This is a genomic window from Anaerocolumna sp. MB42-C2 (assembly GCF_030913705.1).
Taxonomy (GTDB): Bacteria; Bacillota; Clostridia; order Lachnospirales; family Lachnospiraceae; genus Anaerocolumna.
This window is the reverse complement of the sequence record NZ_CP133190.1, coordinates 2,500,232-2,517,367: the sequence shown is the minus strand read 5'-3', so window position 1 is coordinate 2,517,367 and position 17,136 is coordinate 2,500,232. Positions and strand designations below refer to the sequence as shown.

Annotated in this window: 15 protein-coding genes; 14 read left to right on the top strand and 1 reads right to left on the bottom strand. The window is 35.2% G+C overall.

Annotation, left to right across the window (positions count from 1 at the left end):
• Nucleotides 1-65: 65 nt before the first annotated feature.
• The 7 genes from era (at nt 66) to RBU59_RS11025 (ending at nt 8,380) form a co-directional block, all read left to right on the top strand.
• Nucleotides 66-974 carry a GTPase Era gene (gene era, locus RBU59_RS11055; RefSeq protein WP_308147926.1) on the top strand — a complete coding sequence of 303 codons (909 nt, stop codon included), beginning with the start codon at nt 66-68 and terminating at the stop codon, nt 972-974.
• A gap of 167 nt (nt 975-1,141) precedes the next feature.
• The gene (locus RBU59_RS11050) at nt 1,142-1,333 is read left to right on the top strand and encodes a hypothetical protein (protein ID WP_308147925.1); all 192 of its coding nucleotides are present in this window, start codon (nt 1,142-1,144) and stop codon (nt 1,331-1,333) included.
• Nucleotides 1,275-2,018, top strand: a complete 744-nt coding sequence (gene recO, locus RBU59_RS11045; protein ID WP_308148577.1) for a DNA repair protein RecO — start codon at nt 1,275-1,277, stop codon at nt 2,016-2,018. Before RBU59_RS11050 ends, recO begins: the two co-directional genes overlap by 59 nt.
• Nucleotides 2,019-2,159: 141 nt before the next feature.
• Nucleotides 2,160-2,759, top strand: coding sequence for a hypothetical protein (locus RBU59_RS11040; RefSeq protein ID WP_308147924.1), 600 nt, complete (start codon nt 2,160-2,162; stop codon nt 2,757-2,759).
• Between the two features lie 173 nt (nt 2,760-2,932).
• The gene (locus tag RBU59_RS11035) at nt 2,933-4,321 is read left to right on the top strand and encodes a glycine--tRNA ligase (protein WP_308147923.1); all 1,389 of its coding nucleotides are present in this window, start codon (nt 2,933-2,935) and stop codon (nt 4,319-4,321) included.
• A 102-nt stretch (nt 4,322-4,423) separates the two neighbouring features.
• Nucleotides 4,424-7,045: a pyruvate, phosphate dikinase gene (gene ppdK, locus RBU59_RS11030; protein ID WP_308147922.1), complete on the top strand. Its 2,622-nt coding sequence runs from the start codon at nt 4,424-4,426 to the stop codon at nt 7,043-7,045.
• Nucleotides 7,046-7,381: 336 nt separating this feature from the next.
• Nucleotides 7,382-8,380, top strand: coding sequence for a helix-turn-helix transcriptional regulator (locus RBU59_RS11025; RefSeq protein ID WP_308147921.1), 999 nt, complete (start codon nt 7,382-7,384; stop codon nt 8,378-8,380).
• A 249-nt stretch (nt 8,381-8,629) separates the two neighbouring features.
• Here RBU59_RS11025 and RBU59_RS11020 read toward each other — a convergent pair whose 3' ends face one another.
• Nucleotides 8,630-9,004: a pyridoxamine 5'-phosphate oxidase family protein gene (locus tag RBU59_RS11020; RefSeq protein ID WP_308147920.1), complete on the bottom strand. Its 375-nt coding sequence runs from the start codon at nt 9,002-9,004 to the stop codon at nt 8,630-8,632.
• 206 nt (nt 9,005-9,210) lie between these two features.
• Between RBU59_RS11020 and RBU59_RS11015 the strand changes: the two genes are divergently transcribed.
• The 7 genes from RBU59_RS11015 (at nt 9,211) to RBU59_RS10985 (ending at nt 17,011) form a co-directional block, all read left to right on the top strand.
• Nucleotides 9,211-9,714 (top strand): Rrf2 family transcriptional regulator, encoded by a 504-nt coding sequence (locus tag RBU59_RS11015; protein WP_308147919.1) that lies wholly within the window; start codon nt 9,211-9,213, stop codon nt 9,712-9,714.
• Between the two features lie 1,066 nt (nt 9,715-10,780).
• Nucleotides 10,781-11,986, top strand: coding sequence for a helix-turn-helix domain-containing protein (locus RBU59_RS11010; RefSeq protein ID WP_308147918.1), 1,206 nt, complete (start codon nt 10,781-10,783; stop codon nt 11,984-11,986).
• An 801-nt stretch (nt 11,987-12,787) separates the two neighbouring features.
• Nucleotides 12,788-13,384, top strand: coding sequence for a helix-turn-helix transcriptional regulator (locus RBU59_RS11005; protein ID WP_308147917.1), 597 nt, complete (start codon nt 12,788-12,790; stop codon nt 13,382-13,384).
• Nucleotides 13,351-13,692 (top strand): GyrI-like domain-containing protein, encoded by a 342-nt coding sequence (locus RBU59_RS11000; RefSeq protein ID WP_308147916.1) that lies wholly within the window; start codon nt 13,351-13,353, stop codon nt 13,690-13,692. Before RBU59_RS11005 ends, RBU59_RS11000 begins: the two co-directional genes overlap by 34 nt.
• A gap of 280 nt (nt 13,693-13,972) precedes the next feature.
• Complete coding sequence (locus tag RBU59_RS10995) at nt 13,973-14,554, top strand: GNAT family N-acetyltransferase (RefSeq protein WP_308147915.1); 582 nt, start codon at nt 13,973-13,975, stop codon at nt 14,552-14,554.
• A gap of 737 nt (nt 14,555-15,291) precedes the next feature.
• A complete protein-coding gene (locus tag RBU59_RS10990; RefSeq protein WP_308147914.1) occupies nt 15,292-15,465 on the top strand; it encodes a hypothetical protein in 174 nt (57 codons plus the stop codon).
• A 187-nt stretch (nt 15,466-15,652) separates the two neighbouring features.
• Nucleotides 15,653-17,011 carry an ABC transporter substrate-binding protein gene (locus RBU59_RS10985; RefSeq protein WP_308147913.1) on the top strand — a complete coding sequence of 453 codons (1,359 nt, stop codon included), beginning with the start codon at nt 15,653-15,655 and terminating at the stop codon, nt 17,009-17,011.
• Nucleotides 17,012-17,136: the final 125 nt, after the last annotated feature.

The window sequence follows — 17,136 nt, the reverse complement described above, 5'->3', positions numbered from 1 at the left end:
AGCAGTTGGCAAGCCAGACTCTTACTTATAGAAAGTTTCGGATATACTTTAAAGAGGATAAACACATGAAAAAGAATGAATTTAAATCGGGTTTTGTAACCTTAATCGGGCGTCCCAATGTGGGTAAATCCACATTAATGAACCACTTAATCGGACAGAAAATCGCGATTACTTCCGATAAACCGCAAACAACCAGAAATAGGATACAGACGGTATATACCAACGATGACGGACAGATTATATTTTTAGATACGCCAGGTATTCATAAGGCTAAAAATAAGCTGGGAGAATATATGGTCAATGTAGCGGAGCGGACTTTAAACGAAGTAGATGTCATATTGTGGCTGGTAGAACCTACTACTTTTATCGGAGCCGGCGAAAGATATATAGTGGAGCAACTTCAAAAGGTGAAAACTCCGGTTGTATTAGTAATTAATAAGGTAGATACCATTAAAAAAGATGAAGTATTAAAATTTATAGCCGCTTACAAAGACATTTACTCTTTTGCGGATATTATCCCGGTATCCGCTTTAAAAGGGGAGAATACCAAGCAGCTTATTGATATTATATTTGAACACCTTCCACAGGGACCGCAGTATTTTGATGAGGATACCATAACCGATCAACCGGAAAGACAGATTGTTGCAGAACTGATTCGCGAGAAAGCTCTTCGTCTTTTAAACGATGAAATCCCTCATGGGATTGCGGTAGCCATTGACCGGATGAAAGAACGCCGTGGAAGCGATATTATTGATATTGATGCTACCATAGTTTGCGAACGGGATTCCCATAAAGGGATCATCATTGGTAAAAACGGAGAAAAGCTGAAACGAATCGGAATGGCGGCCAGAAAAGAAATTGAAAATTTACTGGATATGCATGTAAATTTAAAAATCTGGGTAAAAGTGAAAAAGGATTGGAGAGATAGTGATTTTCTTCTGAAAAATTATGGTTATAACAAAATGGAATTGTAGTCTGCTTTCCGTTTAATGGTTATTTTATTTTGTCAAGCCCTTTTGCAAAAAAAACATATGGGATATTCTTATCAGTTTAGAAAAGAGCCATATGGTAATCATATTAATGTAACATATGAAATTTGCGGCTATTCTGCCACAGAGTTTTTTCGGTAAGGGGGCATTTTATGAGAAATAAAGATTATTGGGAAAAATTCACTAAAACAGGAAACATATTAGATTATTTAAATTATACGGCTTGCACGTTAGAAGAATTGAATCAACTGTTATCCATTAATATTGAGGAGGTTGAATACAGTGATGATAGCAGCCTCAGTGATGGGAATGGTTTTATCGACCATGCCTATTGGGGATTATGACAAACGTTTGGTTATATTAACAAAAGAAAAAGGTAAGATTACAGCATTTGCCAAAGGCGCTAGAAAACCCAATAGTGCCTTTTTGGCATGTAGTCAGCCCTTTTCTTTCGGTGAATTTACCCTATATGAGGGGAAAAGTTCTTATAATCTGATTTCAGTAGATATCTCCAATTATTTTGAAGAGTTGCGAAGAGATTTAGAAGCCGCTTATTATGGGTTATATTTTTGTGAATTAGCTGATTACTTTACCCACGAAAATGAAGATGGAGCTCTTACTCTTAAATTATTATATCAGTCCCTGCGGGCGTTAAGTCAAAAATCTATTTTGAGACCGCTTGTACGGGCTATTTTTGAGTTGAAAATTCTGGAAGTAAATGGGGTGGCGCCACAGGTCTTTGGATGTGTAAAATGCGGTAAAACAGAGAAACTATATCATTTTAACAGAGAAGAGGGCGGTCTTATATGCAGCGATTGCCTGAAATCTTTTCCGAAATCAATTAAAATTATTGATGCCACCGTTTACACCATGCAGTATATAATTTCTTCTACCATAGAAAAGCTATTTACTTTTACTGTTTCGGAGGAAGTTATGTCTGAACTGAAAAAGTGTGTGGAAAATTATAAGGAAATCTACATAGATAAAAAAATGAAATCCCTGGATATGTTGGAAAAACTTTTCTTATAGTAAATTTAAGTTGAAAATAATCCAATTTAAGGTTACAATGGTAAAAAACTATGTAACCATTCAGTTTACTCTGTGTGATTTCAAAAAAAATCTGTGGCTGAGAGGCACATAATTTAATTTATATAGATGGAGGAAATCATTATGCAAAAGTTTTTACTTTATGCAATCCTGGCCTTTTGTCTTGTTTTTTCGGCCGGTTGTAAAAATAAAGATAGAATAATTACTGTGGATGATGTTAAAAGCAATACAATTCTGGTTAAAAATAACGGTATAGTACAGTCAGCCACAGTGGAAATCTTTGATAAAGAATATTATAATCTGGATGAACTGAAATCATTTATCACGAAACAGATAGAAAAGTATAATCAGGCAAACGGACAGGACTCAATAGGACTTGGTTCACTGGAACTTAAGGATGGAAATGCTGTTCTGATATTAAATTATTCAAACTTAGAACATTATAAGGCATTTAATAAAGTGGATGCTGTTTTAACAACTGTAGCGGATGCGAAAACCAGTAATCTTGAATTACCGGATGTATATGTCAGTGCATCGGATGGAGCTTTTGCATCTCCTGATGTTGCCCTTAAAAACGATAAATATAAAATTTTGATTGTAAATGAGAAAACGGATGTAATCGTAGACGGTACGGTTAAATATTTTACCAATGCAGCTTTATTAAGCAAATCACAATTGCAGACTAATTCAGAGGAAAAATCGGTTATTGTTTATAAACCCTAGAAGAACAGTTCTCTGTTTGAGCTTAAAAAAAGAATAGAATTAAAGTTAATAGTAATCATAAACACAGCGGAAAAGCACCGCTTATTCTCAGAAGTTTGGAAAGCAAATTCCGAGAGATAGAATGATTATTAATATACATGGCCAGGTAAGTGGCAGATTGGAGCTTAAATAAGATGGAAAAGACAATGGAAAAAATAGTTGCCTTAGCAAAGGCGAGAGGATTTGTATACCCTGGATCCGAGATATATGGCGGTCTTGCAAATACTTGGGACTATGGGAATCTGGGTGTTGAATTAAAAAATAACGTTAAAAAAGCCTGGTGGTCAAAATTTATTCAGCAAAACCCTTATAATGTAGGTGTCGACTGCGCTATTCTCATGAATCCACAAACCTGGGTGGCCTCCGGACACCTTGGAAGTTTTTCAGACCCCCTGATGGATTGTAAGGAATGTCATGAAAGATTCCGCGCCGATAAAATAATTGAAGATTATGCCCATGAGCATGATATTACTTTAGATAGTTCCGTAGATTCCTGGTCACATGAAGAAATGGCAAGATATATTGAAGAACATAGTATAAGTTGTCCCACATGTGGAAAACATAATTTTACTGATATTCGTCAATTTAACTTAATGTTTAAAACCTTTCAGGGAGTTACCGAGGATGCAAAGAATGTTGTTTACTTAAGACCGGAAACCGCACAGGGAATCTTTGTTAATTTCAAAAATGTATTAAGAACCTCCAGAAAAAAAATTCCTTTTGGTATCGGACAAATCGGTAAATCTTTCCGTAACGAAATTACTCCCGGTAATTTTACTTTTAGAACAAGAGAATTCGAGCAGATGGAATTGGAATTTTTCTGTGAACCGGATACGGATTTAGAATGGTTTGCTTATTGGAAACAATTCTGCATCGATTGGTTAAAAACGCTTGGAATGAAAGAAGAAGATATGCGCGTTCGTGATCACGAAGCTGCTGAATTGTCTTTCTACAGTAAAGCAACCACCGATATTGAATTCCTTTTCCCTTTTGGCTGGGGTGAGTTATGGGGAATTGCAGACAGAACGGATTATGATTTAACTCAGCATCAGAATGTATCCAAAGAAGATTTAGCCTATTTTGATGATGATAAGAAAATAAAATATGTTCCTTATGTTATTGAGCCATCCTTAGGTGCTGACAGAGTAACACTTGCATTCCTTTGCGGGGCTTATGATGAAGAAGAAATCGGAGAAGGGGATGTACGTACTGTCCTTCATTTCCACCCGGCATTAGCACCGGTTAAAATAGGTGTATTACCTCTTTCCAAGAAATTATCGGAGGGTGCAGAAAAAGTTTACACCGAACTTAGCAAACTATATAACTGCGAATTCGATGACAGAGGTAACATTGGTAAACGTTATAGAAGGCAGGATGAAATCGGTACTCCATTCTGTGTTACTTATGATTTTGAATCAGAAACCGATGAATCCGTAACCGTTCGTGACCGCGATACCATGGAACAGGAAAGAATCAAAATAGCTGATTTAAAGGCATATTTTGAGAAAAAATTTGAATTTTAAAAAAAGAAAAAAATTATTCCTTATTTAGTAAAGTTATGATATAATGTTAAATGGCGACTAGAAAGTCAAAATTATGAAATATTTTAGGAGGTTATTACTAAAATGGCAAAATGGGTATATTTGTTTAAAGAAGGTAAAGCAGACATGAAAAATCTGCTTGGTGGTAAAGGAGCTAACTTAGCAGAAATGACTAATTTAGGACTTCCTATTCCTCAAGGCTTTACCGTAACTACAGAAGCTTGTACGGACTACTATAACAGCGGTAAAAAAATTACAGATGAAATAAAGGGACAAATCTTTGATGCTTTAAAAATTCTTGAAGAGCAGCAGGGAAAGAAATTCGGAGATACTGAAAATCCTTTATTAGTATCCGTTCGTTCAGGAGCTAGAGCTTCCATGCCTGGTATGATGGATACCATTCTTAACTTAGGCTTAACTGACGTTGCAGTAGAAGGCTTTGCTAAGAAGACTGGAAACCCAAGATTTGCATATGACTCATACAGAAGATTTATCCAGATGTTCTCTGACGTAGTAATGGAAATCAGCAAAGCAAAATTTGAAAGAGTTTTAGACGAAATCAAAGAAAAGAAAGGTGTTAAATATGACACTGAACTTAGTGCTGATGATTTAAAAGATGTAATTGCTCAATATAAAGCATTATACAAAGCAGAAAAAGGTACAGAATTCCCTCAGGAACCTACAGAACAGTTAATTGAAGCTGTAACTGCAGTTTTCCGTTCTTGGGACAACCCTCGTGCTATTTACTATAGAAGAATGAATGATATCCCTGGCGATTGGGGTACAGCAGTTAATGTCCAGGCCATGGTATTTGGTAACATGGGAGATACTTCCGGTACAGGTGTTGCATTTACTCGTAATCCATCTACTGGTGAAGCTAAGATTTATGGTGAATATTTAATCAATGCTCAAGGTGAAGATGTTGTTGCCGGTATCAGAACACCTCAGCCTATCACTAAGCTGGAAGAAGATATGCCAGAAGCTTACAAAGAATTCATGAGAATTGCAACTTTACTTGAGAATCATTATAAAGATATGCAGGACATGGAATTTACAATTGAAGATACAAAGCTTTATTTCTTACAGACACGTAACGGTAAGAGAACAGCTCCTGCAGCTCTTCAGATCGCTTGTGATTTAGTTGATGAAGGAAAGATCACAAAAGAAATGGCTATTGCAAGAATTGAAGCGAAATCTTTAGATCAGTTATTACATCCGGGATTTGATGTAAAAGCTTTAAAAGCAGCTAAACCTGTTGGAAAAGCTCTTCCTGCTTCCCCTGGTGCAGCAGCTGGTAAAGTATACTTTACTGCAGAAGATGCTAAAAATCATCATGAAAAAGGTGAAAGAGTCATTCTTGTTCGTCTTGAGACATCACCGGAAGATATCGAAGGTATGCATGCAGCTGAGGGTATCTTAACGGTACGTGGTGGTATGACATCTCACGCAGCAGTAGTTGCTCGTGGTATGGGTACTGCTTGTGTATCCGGTTGCGGTGAAATCAATATTGATGAAGAAGCTAAAGTATTCACTATCGCTGGACAGACTGTAAAAGAAGGAGATTACATCTCTCTTGACGGTTCAACCGGTAACATCTACGTTGGAGACATCCCTACTGTAGAAGCAGCTATCAGCGGTAACTTTGATAGAATTATGACATGGGCTGATGAAATCAGAACATTAAAAGTTAGAACAAACGCAGATACTCCTGCAGATGCAGCTAACGCTGTTAAATTCGGAGCTGAGGGTATCGGTCTTTGCCGTACAGAGCACATGTTCTTTGAAGGTGAAAGAATTCATAAGATTAGAAAGATGATTCTTTCTAAGACTGTTGAAGCTAGAGAAGAAGCTCTTAGCGAATTGATTCCTTTCCAAAAAGGAGATTTCAAAGGTATATACGAAGTTATGGAAGGAAGACCGGTTACGATTCGTTTCTTAGATCCTCCGTTACATGAATTCGTTCCAACAGAAGACGATGATATCGCTGCATTAGCAAAAGATATGGGCCTTTCTGTAGAAGAAGTTAAAGCTACCTGTGATTCTTTACATGAATTCAATCCTATGATGGGACACAGAGGCTGCCGTCTTGCTGTTACTTATCCGGAAATCGCTAAGATGCAGACAAGAGCCGTTATGGAAGCTGCAATCGAAGTAAAGAACGAAAAAGGTTTTGATATCATTCCTGAAATTATGATTCCATTAGTTGGCGAAAAGAGAGAATTAAAATTCGTTAAAGATGTTGTTGTTGAAACAGCAGAAGCAGTTAAGAAAGAAAAAGGATCTGACATCGAATACCATATCGGTACTATGATTGAAATTCCTCGTGCTGCATTACTTGCTGATGAAATTGCTGAAGAAGCTGAATTCTTCTCATTCGGTACTAACGACTTAACACAGATGACATTCGGTTTCTCCCGTGATGACGCTGGTAAATTCTTAGATGCTTACTATACTAATAAGATTTTCGAATCCGATCCATTTGCAAGACTTGATCAGGATGGTGTTGGCCAGTTAGTTAAGATGGCATCTGAAAAAGGCCGTAAGACAAGACCAAACATCAAACTTGGTATCTGCGGTGAACACGGTGGAGATCCTTCAACCGTTGAATTCTGCCATAAAGTAGGTCTTAACTATGTATCCTGCTCACCTTTCCGTGTGCCGATCGCTAGACTTGCTGCAGCACAAGCCGTTCTTAACAATAAATAATTGATATAGAACTAGTAAATGAAAAAGAGGACGTAAGTCCTCTTTTTCATTTATGGGAGACGGCTTGGGCTTGCACAGGCAGTGTTGTCAAACAAGTAAAAATCAATTATGATATTAGCACCTGAGGGTGTAAATTAATAAGAGATAAACTGAGAGTCACATATCAGCTATTGAATAATAGTTGGTATGTGGCTCTTCATATTATACATGATTTTTTTTATGAAATAAGAATAATCCTAGTTGCTTGTGATTTACTTACATAAATACTTATTTTAGGTCAAGTATTTATTGCTATATCATGGTATATTAGAAGAACCATATATGAGGAGGATATACATGAGTTGCTTAAATGATATTTTTCGGTCACTTGAATATATTCATGATAATTTAAATAATAATCTAACGCTGGAGGAATGCAGTAAAGTGGCATTACTGGCTAAGCCTTATTATAGTAAAATGTTCACCTTTTATATTGGTGAGACACCGATGAAATATATACAAAAGCAAAAGCTTCTATACAGTGCAAAATGCTTGTTTGGAAGTGAAAAAATCGTTGATATTGCAATGGATTCCGGGTACTACAGCCATGAAGCTTTTACGAGAGCATTTAAAAAGGAATTTGGCATGTCACCGTTAGAATATCGAGGATTGCATCAAATAGTAATTAAGTCAATAGAAGAGTTGAATGAATTGGAATGCGCATTTCTGTTTCATTCAAATGATGTATACATGAGAAAAGGCTCCGATATATTTAAAGGTCATGAAGAAATTCAAAATTCTTTAATTGAAAAAGGTTATATTAACAGAGAAGAAATGGAATGGACTATCGAAGGTAAGCAGTTAAGCGAAAAGCTTTATTTTGATAGCACATCTGCAATACTACAAAGCTACAAAATTTCAAACGATTCAGAGGAATGTTACCAATTTACCAGAAAGATAGTAAAGATATCCAGACTTTTATTCTTTAAGTTAGCATATGAATTATATGAAAATAGATTCACAAGCGGGATGGAAATAGGAAGTTGTGGTTCTAATTGTTTTAAGTGTAAAGCTTTTTTAGCTACGATTGAAGATGATGATGACTTGCGAATAGAATATGTGAATGACATGAGAGAGCAAGGTGTCGATATTAATAAAGATGAAGTCTATTGTTTTGGATGTATGTCGAACATGAGAGCTTCTTTCTGCAATGTAGGTTGTCCATGGAAACCTTGCTGTAAAAAACATAATGCCAGTCGGTGTATAGCATGTGATAGGTATGTCTGTGAAAATTTAAATGAAATGTTTCATCATTTACCGGATTTCATTTATTGTGGTCTGCACAGGCTGTATTGAACAATAAATAATATTGATTTTCAACGTTTTTCAATGGTTTGACTTAGGTTGGACTGTATTGAATAATAACGAAAAGATTACGGAGCGCTCTATCATGTAAATGATAGGGCGCTTTTTAAAGGTAGTTTTATAAAACTTATCGTTTGATTGGAAACTTGAAATTCTACTACTGTGACTTTTTACAAATTAAAGTAATATTAATATACGAAAGGCAGTCCGTAAGGGCTGCCTTTCGTAATGTTGCTCATTTTAGAGCAATTGTTTTGCTGATGTAATTGTTATCTCTAATACTCTATTTAAAAATGGGTATTTATCTTTCATCATATCATATTCTGAACCAATGGTAAGGAATTTTGCATTTCCTCCAATTTCAAAACCTGTTCCTAGGTAGTTATTATATCCCATAACTTCCCTGGCACCTAAAGTAAGCTTTACTCTATCATTTTGGTTAACATCTTTTTCTGTACTGTTCATACCGGCTGCAGGAATTAGAATTCTTTCATCTGCTGTTACAACTAAGTAGGAATTCCAAGTGCAGGTTACATGCGCTTCATCTACCCCCCAGGATACGATTGAAACTACTCCTTCGTGATTTAATACCTCATAAAATTTTTCTGTAAGCATTTAATATTCCTTCTTTCTCTGATTAATGGATAAATAATATCGTGGATAGTATATGTCGATAATAATATCATTTAACAAACCTATTGTCAATAGAATTATTTATGGACGGGAATATATATTTAACGCTGCATAATTATCTTGAATAAGAAAAAATAATAGGTTATTATTAAATATGATAAATGCTTTGTATCAAAGGAGTATGAAAAATGAGATTTTCAGTCGGAGTAGAATATGCAATACATTGCTTATTATATATGGTAAATACTGAAGAAGGTAAATCTGTCGGAATAAGAGAATTAGCAACATTTCAAGGTGTCTCGGAAACCTATTTATCAAAAGTATATGCAAAATTAAGTAAATCAGGTATTATTAAATCCTTACCGGGTGCAAAAGGTGGTTATGCACTGGCTCGTAGAGCAAATGAAATTACATTTTGGGATGTTGTTGAATCAGTAGAAGGAAGTGAAGCATTTTTTCAATGTGCAGAAATTAGACAAAACAATATACTATTAGATAAAGATAATTTGCCGGATACTTATACTAAGTGCCCTTGTCTGATAAAGGTTGTAATGCTGGAAGCAGAGAATGAAATGAGAAAATATTTAAGTAATAAGACATTAGCATGGCTCTATGATGAAGTTTATAAAAAAAAGCTTCCGACAGATATGGAAAAAGCTATGATTGAATGGTTTGGCAATAAAGGAAAGTGATAGCTATGTTTTCATAGAAGGCAGCACAAGCAGTATTAAATAATAAGTAAGATGAGATTTTCTCTGAGAGAAGAACGTAGTTTATCTTGAGAAAAAGATGAGACCCTTATATTGATTGAAAAGTTAATATGAGGGTCTCTTTTTAATACGTTTTAATAAAAATGATATAAAATAAAGGGTTATTAATGGGGTATCATGAGGAAGCAAAACAAAGAAATTGGATAGAAACATATTAATTCAACCATCAGGCGAATTACTATCGCGTATTAGGTTATTGAAAATGGAAGTATTAGGATGTAAGCTATTGATAACGCAGTATTTCAAAAGAATATAACCGTGTAGAATTCAAACTGCGAGAGGAGATAGTTCATTGGAGTATTCTATGGATTTGGTTACAAAGAAGAGTTGACGATAGCAGGCGCTTCCTATACTTCGAATACTGTGGATTCTTTGACTAGGTTGCTGTTATCTATGATAAAATTATGACAGCAAATGAGAGTGGCGGATGGAACGGGAATATCTGAAGAATTTGGACGTATGAACGAAGAGTTTAATGAAGATTATATTCATTTTAAAAGTATGCTAATGCTATTGAGATAAATAAGATTAATTCAATCTTATTGAATGATAATAAATCAGAAATGTCTAAACAGGAATAATTGCTCACCACTGAACCGCAGCAGCACAGGCTGTATTAAATAATAAGTAAGATGAGAATTTGCTCTGAGAGAAGAACGTAGTTTTTCTTGAGAATATGAGACCCTTATTGTTATAAAAAAATGGAGAACCAAAAGTTTTTTGTGAATTGTGGATACCAGTCAAGAAAAAATAGTCTATTGAGGAAAAGCTATTGACGGGAGTTTGTGAATTATTTACATTTGTAGTACACTGTTAATGTAAATCAATTCTTTAATCGTGTTTAACTGATACTGGAATGTACAAAATGATTATGAAAAGTTCATGAAAGAGGTTTCAATAATCCGCAAAGCAGGAAAGGTTTTTTGAAACTTTAGTGTTATTATATGTGTGTAGCTTGCAAGCACACAAATAAAGAGAGGTGAGACAGATGGATAACCGAGAGATTATTCAAAGCAGTATTGATTATATTGAAGAGAACCTTAAAACTGAAATAACTGCACATGAGCTTTCTGAAAATGCGGGATTTTCAATTTTCCATTATTGTAGACTTTTTCAGTCAGCTGTTGGTATGCCAGTTATGCAATATATTATAAGGAGAAAACTTATCAATGTAGTTTACGAAACCAGTCAAGGTCAAAAAATGATAAATTCAGCCTTGCTATACGGCTTTGATACTTATGCAGGATTTTATAAAGCATTCAAACGTGAATTCGGTTATACACCGTCTGAGTTTCTCAAGAAATATAAGGCAAAAAAACCTTATAGAATAAATCTATTTATGGAGGAACACATTATGATAACACATAAAAAAATCAGTGAAGTTCTTAAGAACTGGGGACTTCAAAATGAAACTATTAAAGATATTTATTACGAGGGAACTGGAAATCATAACGAAAGTGCATATTATGTTGGCAATGATTATGTAATTAAATTCACAGCAAATGTAGGTAAGTTAATAAATCATATCGAACTTTCAAAAGCTATTGAAAATGTAGGCCTTTATTCAGCAACAGCAATAAAGATCGAAGAGGAAAAGGAATATATCCAAGACGGTGAATTGTATTTTTATCTAACTAAACGACTGGGTGGTAGCCAGATTAAGTCAAAAGATATGTATGAAGGTGATTATGTTACGAAAGTACGCTTTGTTGGTGAAATTATCGGGCAGCTTCACTTGGCTTTGAAGGAAGCAGATATAGTAGTTAATAATGTTGATATGTATGAGAACGTAAAAAACTGGGCTATGCCAAAAGTTAGAGAGATTATGAATATGCCAGAGGATATTTGCAAGGATTATATAGAAGTTTTCGGCAATCTCTACCCTAAACTACCAAAACAAATTATTCATCGTGACCCAAACCCTGGCAATATTATAGTTAATAAGGAACGATGGGGATTTATTGATTTTGAACTTTCAGAAAGGAATTTGAGAATTTATGACCCTTGTTATGCTGCAACTGCCATTTTATCTGAAAGCTTTTTATATTGCGCCGACAAAAAATTTACACAGTGGTTAGAGATATGTAGAAATATTATTGAGGGATATGACAGTGAAAAATATAAAGAGATTTATCGAGTAAACACGGCAATGACTAATTGGATAGTAAATAATTTTGACAAGTTGCATATATAGCAGATATCAATTACTGATAGTTGATTATGAATATAACACTGTAATTTGTATGAAATAGTAATGAAAATGCTTTGTTATGTAAATTATTATCACTATGTTTTCATTGAGGACAGCACAGGCAGTCCTTAACAATAAATAATTGATATAGAACTAGCAAATAAAAAAGAGGACGTAAGTCCTCTTTTTCGTTTATGGGAGACAGCGTGGGCTTGTACAGGCAGTATTGTCAAACAAGTAAAAAACAATTATGATATTAGCACCTGAGGGTGTAAATTAACAATAGATAAACTGGGAGCCCCATATTAACTATTGAAAGATAGTTGGTATGGGGTTTTTAATATTATACAAGTTTTTTTGATGAAATAAAAATAATCCCAGATACCGTCAAGATTTTTTGCGAAGCCTATTTGCTTGTAGTTGCCCACATAAATACTTATTTTAGGTCAAGTATTTTTTGCTAAATCATGGTATATTAGATGTATCATATATTAGGAGGATATACATGAGGTGCTTAAATGATATTTTTCGGTCGCTTGAATATATTCATGATAATATAAATAATAATTTAATGCTGGAGGAATCTTGTGGTTCGTTGAAAGTCTAGGTAGGTTACTGAGAATTTTGTTTAGTATTACAATCTTGTGAACGTATTATACTATGTGATTGTGAAGGTAATGGATTAATGTAGAATGTCAGGTAATAATGTCGCAATGGCTAATAACTATAATTAAGAAGGGCATTCACAGTCAAGCGGTAGTACACTCTATCATTGTATACTATACGTGAAGGAGGTGCTTATAGATGCACGCATGGGAACAAATACAACAGACCATAGAATTTATTGAGGGTCATCTGAGTGAGGAAATTTATATTGATAATCTTGCTAAAATGGCTTCGTTGTCGCCTTTTTATTATCAACGATTGTTTAGTAGGCAGATAAAAAAAACAGTTGCCGAATATATAAAACTCCGTCGTATGGCAAAGGCAACCGAAACCTTACTTCAAAGGGATAAGCGTATCTTAGATATCGCATTAGACCTTGGATTTTCCTCACATGAACACTTCACCCGCACATTTAAGGATACTTTTGGGATGATACCGGATGATTATCGCAAGAATCCTGTAGCGTTAAACCGAATGACCAAACCGGAGCTTTTACTTCATTATACTCTGGTTGATGAAGGAGTCCCTTTAATCACTGATGGAATTGTTCTTGAAATAAATCATCAGCAGATTACGGTGCCCATCCATTTTATAGGTATTAAAAAAGATATACCGATTCATTTTATTGAAGATTGGGAACAGAATCGGGTGTTGACCCATTGGATACTCTTTGGCGGAGTTTCCATGAGCAAAAACTTACAATGCTGGAACTTTCAGCTGATAACGAGGAGATAGGCGTGGCATATCCATGTTTGGAAGAAGGGTATTTTAGCTATTTTGCAGGTGCAAAGGCCAGACAGGATGAAGTAGCAAACGGTTTTATGAATTGGGAACTGCCAGTTGGAGAGTATATCGTTTGTTCCTTTGAAGCGGAGTGTTTTGAGGCTCTTGTTATGGATGCTCTATACAAGGCACAGCAATATATTTACAACACATGGTTGCCAAATCATAAATTGCATACTGATATATTTTGTGCGGAGCGATATGAAAGTCATTCCCCTGAAACTACAAGCATGGAAATTTGGCTGAAACTGATGCAGTGAATTTATACATTATCTGTGTAGATTTTTTCATAGCAGTGAAAGCTTATGGGATGACACAATTATTTAGGCTTACGATTATACTTAATTTGTACGTAAAAAGTAAAGCAGTTGGATGGACAAACTGATACAATTACATTGAAGAGGAAATATAAATGAATTGTTTTGAGAAAACGATATTTATACTTTTGCAAGATATTGTAATCCTGTAATAGCGCAGTTGAGCTGATTATATTCCATGTATAAAACAGGTAAATCAGATATAGACAAAAGGAGAAGAAAAATGCATTATGATAAATTATTTAAGAATTTTCCAATTATAGAAGACGATGATGTATTAATGAAGAAAATTGAGAAACAGGATTTAAATGATTATGCAGAAATCAATATGAATGAAGAACTTTATCGTTTTAAACCTGGGGAACCAAGAAAAACCATTGCTGCTGTTGATAATATTATTGGACATCATGAAAGAGATTTTAATAAAAAGAAAATTATTAATCTTGGAATTTACTTAAAAATTATGAATAATAAAATGGTAGGTGTTGCTGAAGTTTTTGATTTTGATAGAACAGTTAATGTAGTCACAATCGGATATACTTTAAATCAGAATTATTGGGGACGAGGTATCGCAACCAAGACGACATCGTTACTACTCAAATATCTTTTTAATGTAATTGATGTAAATCGGATTCAAGCTTTTGTAATGCCTCAAAATGAAAAATCAAAAAATGTTCTTCTACGGAACAAATTTACGAAAGAGGGTACAATAAGGCAGGGTAATTACTGGAAAGGCAGAGGCGTAGTCGATTTAGAATTATATTCAATATTAAAATCTGAATACTTATATATAGACGTTAAGTGAACCAATATTCCAGTTAATGCAAATATGGGGTGATTAGTATTATTTGTTATAGTTCAGCCTTTGGTACGGCGAGGTGTTTTTTGTGAGTGAAGCGAAGCGAAAGTCACAGAAAACCCGAGACATACCTGCGCGAAATTATGCAGAATGCATAATTTCTGTGCATCATATGTTACAATTCAGCCATAGGCTGAATTGTAACTATTATTTTCCCGGAAAAGGGTTGCCTTTCCTGAATTTTGCTAATTTACTATAAAATAGTAGATATATCAAAATTCAAAAATACAGCACTCGATCATAGGATAATGGCAGAGTGCTATATTTTTGGGGACTATGAGGGAAAATTAACTATGAATGCCGAAAATCACCAATAGATCACCAGAGATTTTTAATGCGAAAGAATTCCAAATTAATTAATACTGTATGACTAAGGAAATTATCCTAGTTGATGCTCCGGGGCATAAATACTGTATCTAGAACTAAGATATTTAAAGGTTAGATTCCTTTTAATTAATCGACTGAGAGGCGGAAACTGTTAATGCCCTCCTGCTAAATTATAAATAACCCTAAACATAAATATAAATTAAAAATATACAAATAGGCAAAATGGTAAAAATAGTGCTTGTTGAAGTAAATATATTCCATTTAAATTCCAGATATATAATTATATAATGGTACAAGAAAGAGGAAATTGCATAAAAATATTCAAAATTCTGACAACTTTTTGGTTAGTACTTATAATGCTGCTGATGACAGCATGTGGTAAGAATGCCACTGCTAAATCGAACATAAGGAAAGCGGATATGCGGCAGTGGGCTTATTTACATAATAAAGAGATAGCGATAGAAGTATTTCATAAAGATGGTACCGCACAGTATGAGTGCAATGAGTATTTTGAAGATACAATGTGCTAATTTCAGTGAGACGAGAATAAGTTGCAAATTGAATATCCGTGAAATGTGGATAAAATAAGCAACAAATAACAACGATGGAAATGTGATTTGGACTTAAGAAACATACGGCAGAAATCCGGATGCTTCCAAGATACATAGGGGTCATATCACATTAACATAAATAAAATTATTTCTTAGGAGGAGTATTATGAAAAAAGTTTTTGCGCTACTAATGGTTATGGTGATGCTTCTATCCCTCGCCGCATGTGGGAAAAAAAGTGATAGCACAGCTACCGGCAATAATGAACCTGCCGAAACTAAAGCTAATACCGCAACTGAAACACCTGCCGCAACCGAGGCACCTACCGCAACTGAAACACCTGCCGTAAGCAAGAGTGAGCCTACCGACCTCACTATGTGGTGTATAGCGGTAGAGAGTGATTCAAATCGCCATGCTTATGAAACTGCCATCGCTGATTTCCAGGCAGCTCATCCGGAAATCAACCTTAAATGGGAAGCTACACAAAACCAGGATTATAAGACGAAGATTAAGGCTGCAGCAGCAGCAAATGAACTGCCAGATATCTTCTTCACATGGGGAGGCGGTTTTCTTAGAGAATTCGTTGATGCTGGTCGTGTTTATTGCTTAGATGATGCCTATGCTGATTATGCTTCTGAATTGCCTGATAAAGTGTTGACAAACCACACATTTGACGGTAAGCGTTATGCTGCGCCAACAAATTACAATGCTGTTGCTATGTTCGCCAATACGGATCTTCTCAAACAAGCAGGTTTTGATAAAGTTCCTGGTACATATGAAGATCTGATGGCTTGCTGTGACGCTCTTGTTGCAAAGGGAATTATTCCTTTTGGCTGTTCAGGGAAAGAGACCTGGTGTGTAACCGAGTATCTTGAATCTATTATCGAGAAGAGCGTTGGCGCTTCAACACTTACCGATATGTATCTTGGCAAAACTCCATGGAATAACGAGGGTGTTATAAAGGCAGTTGACAATTTCCAGGAGATGATTAACAAGAAGTATTTTGATCCAGAAGGAATTGCACTTAGTAATGACGAGGTTAAAGCAAACTTCATAGCAGGAAAGTATGCTTTCTATATTAATGGTACATGGAACTGTGCAAGTTTTACTGATATAGCAGATAAGGTTCAGATTGCTGAGTTCCCGGTTATTGATTCTACCAAGTCTCAGTTAGGCGAGCTCATTGGAGGTCCTAGTGATTCACTTGCTGTTTCAGCTAGTTCCCAGAATCCTGAGGTTGCTGCAAAGGCCGCATTTGAACTTGCTAAGGGCGTTAGCCACTATGGTTACCTTGATGGCAATGGACTTCCGGCATGGACACCTGATTATGACACAAGCTCAGTCAACAAACTGACACTGACAGTTGCTGATATTATTAATAATTCTAAACAGAGTGTTCTGTTTGGTGACGGTATTCAGTCTGCTGATAATGCAAACATTTATCTTGACTATGTTAGCCAGATTTATGCTTCTGCAATTGATGGTAAGAAATTTGTTGAAAAGCTTGATCAAGACCTTAAAAAATAATTATGGGACGTAAATGATAATTTAAGAAACATGAATGAGAGCCGTTAAACCATTGGGTTCTGATTCGATAAAGAAAGAAGCGGTTTCCCAACGATTGTCTGGATCATAATCATCTGGGAACCGCT

Bases quoted from the DNA above. Each gene is read 5' to 3' on its own strand.
- era (WP_308147926.1), top strand. From the start codon at position 66: ATGAAAAAGAATGAATTTAAATCGGGTTTTGTAACCTTAATCGGGCGT.
- RBU59_RS11050 (WP_308147925.1), top strand. From the start codon at position 1,142: ATGAGAAATAAAGATTATTGGGAAAAATTCACTAAAACAGGAAACATA.
- recO (WP_308148577.1), top strand. From the start codon at position 1,275: ATGATAGCAGCCTCAGTGATGGGAATGGTTTTATCGACCATGCCTATT.
- RBU59_RS11040 (WP_308147924.1), top strand. From the start codon at position 2,160: ATGCAAAAGTTTTTACTTTATGCAATCCTGGCCTTTTGTCTTGTTTTT.
- RBU59_RS11035 (WP_308147923.1), top strand. From the start codon at position 2,933: ATGGAAAAGACAATGGAAAAAATAGTTGCCTTAGCAAAGGCGAGAGGA.
- ppdK (WP_308147922.1), top strand. From the start codon at position 4,424: ATGGCAAAATGGGTATATTTGTTTAAAGAAGGTAAAGCAGACATGAAA.
- RBU59_RS11025 (WP_308147921.1), top strand. From the start codon at position 7,382: ATGAGTTGCTTAAATGATATTTTTCGGTCACTTGAATATATTCATGAT.
- RBU59_RS11020 (WP_308147920.1), bottom strand. From the start codon at position 9,004: ATGCTTACAGAAAAATTTTATGAGGTATTAAATCACGAAGGAGTAGTT.
- RBU59_RS11015 (WP_308147919.1), top strand. From the start codon at position 9,211: ATGAGATTTTCAGTCGGAGTAGAATATGCAATACATTGCTTATTATAT.
- RBU59_RS11010 (WP_308147918.1), top strand. From the start codon at position 10,781: ATGGATAACCGAGAGATTATTCAAAGCAGTATTGATTATATTGAAGAG.
- RBU59_RS11005 (WP_308147917.1), top strand. From the start codon at position 12,788: ATGCACGCATGGGAACAAATACAACAGACCATAGAATTTATTGAGGGT.
- RBU59_RS11000 (WP_308147916.1), top strand. From the start codon at position 13,351: ATGCTGGAACTTTCAGCTGATAACGAGGAGATAGGCGTGGCATATCCA.
- RBU59_RS10995 (WP_308147915.1), top strand. From the start codon at position 13,973: ATGCATTATGATAAATTATTTAAGAATTTTCCAATTATAGAAGACGAT.
- RBU59_RS10990 (WP_308147914.1), top strand. From the start codon at position 15,292: ATGCTGCTGATGACAGCATGTGGTAAGAATGCCACTGCTAAATCGAAC.
- RBU59_RS10985 (WP_308147913.1), top strand. From the start codon at position 15,653: ATGAAAAAAGTTTTTGCGCTACTAATGGTTATGGTGATGCTTCTATCC.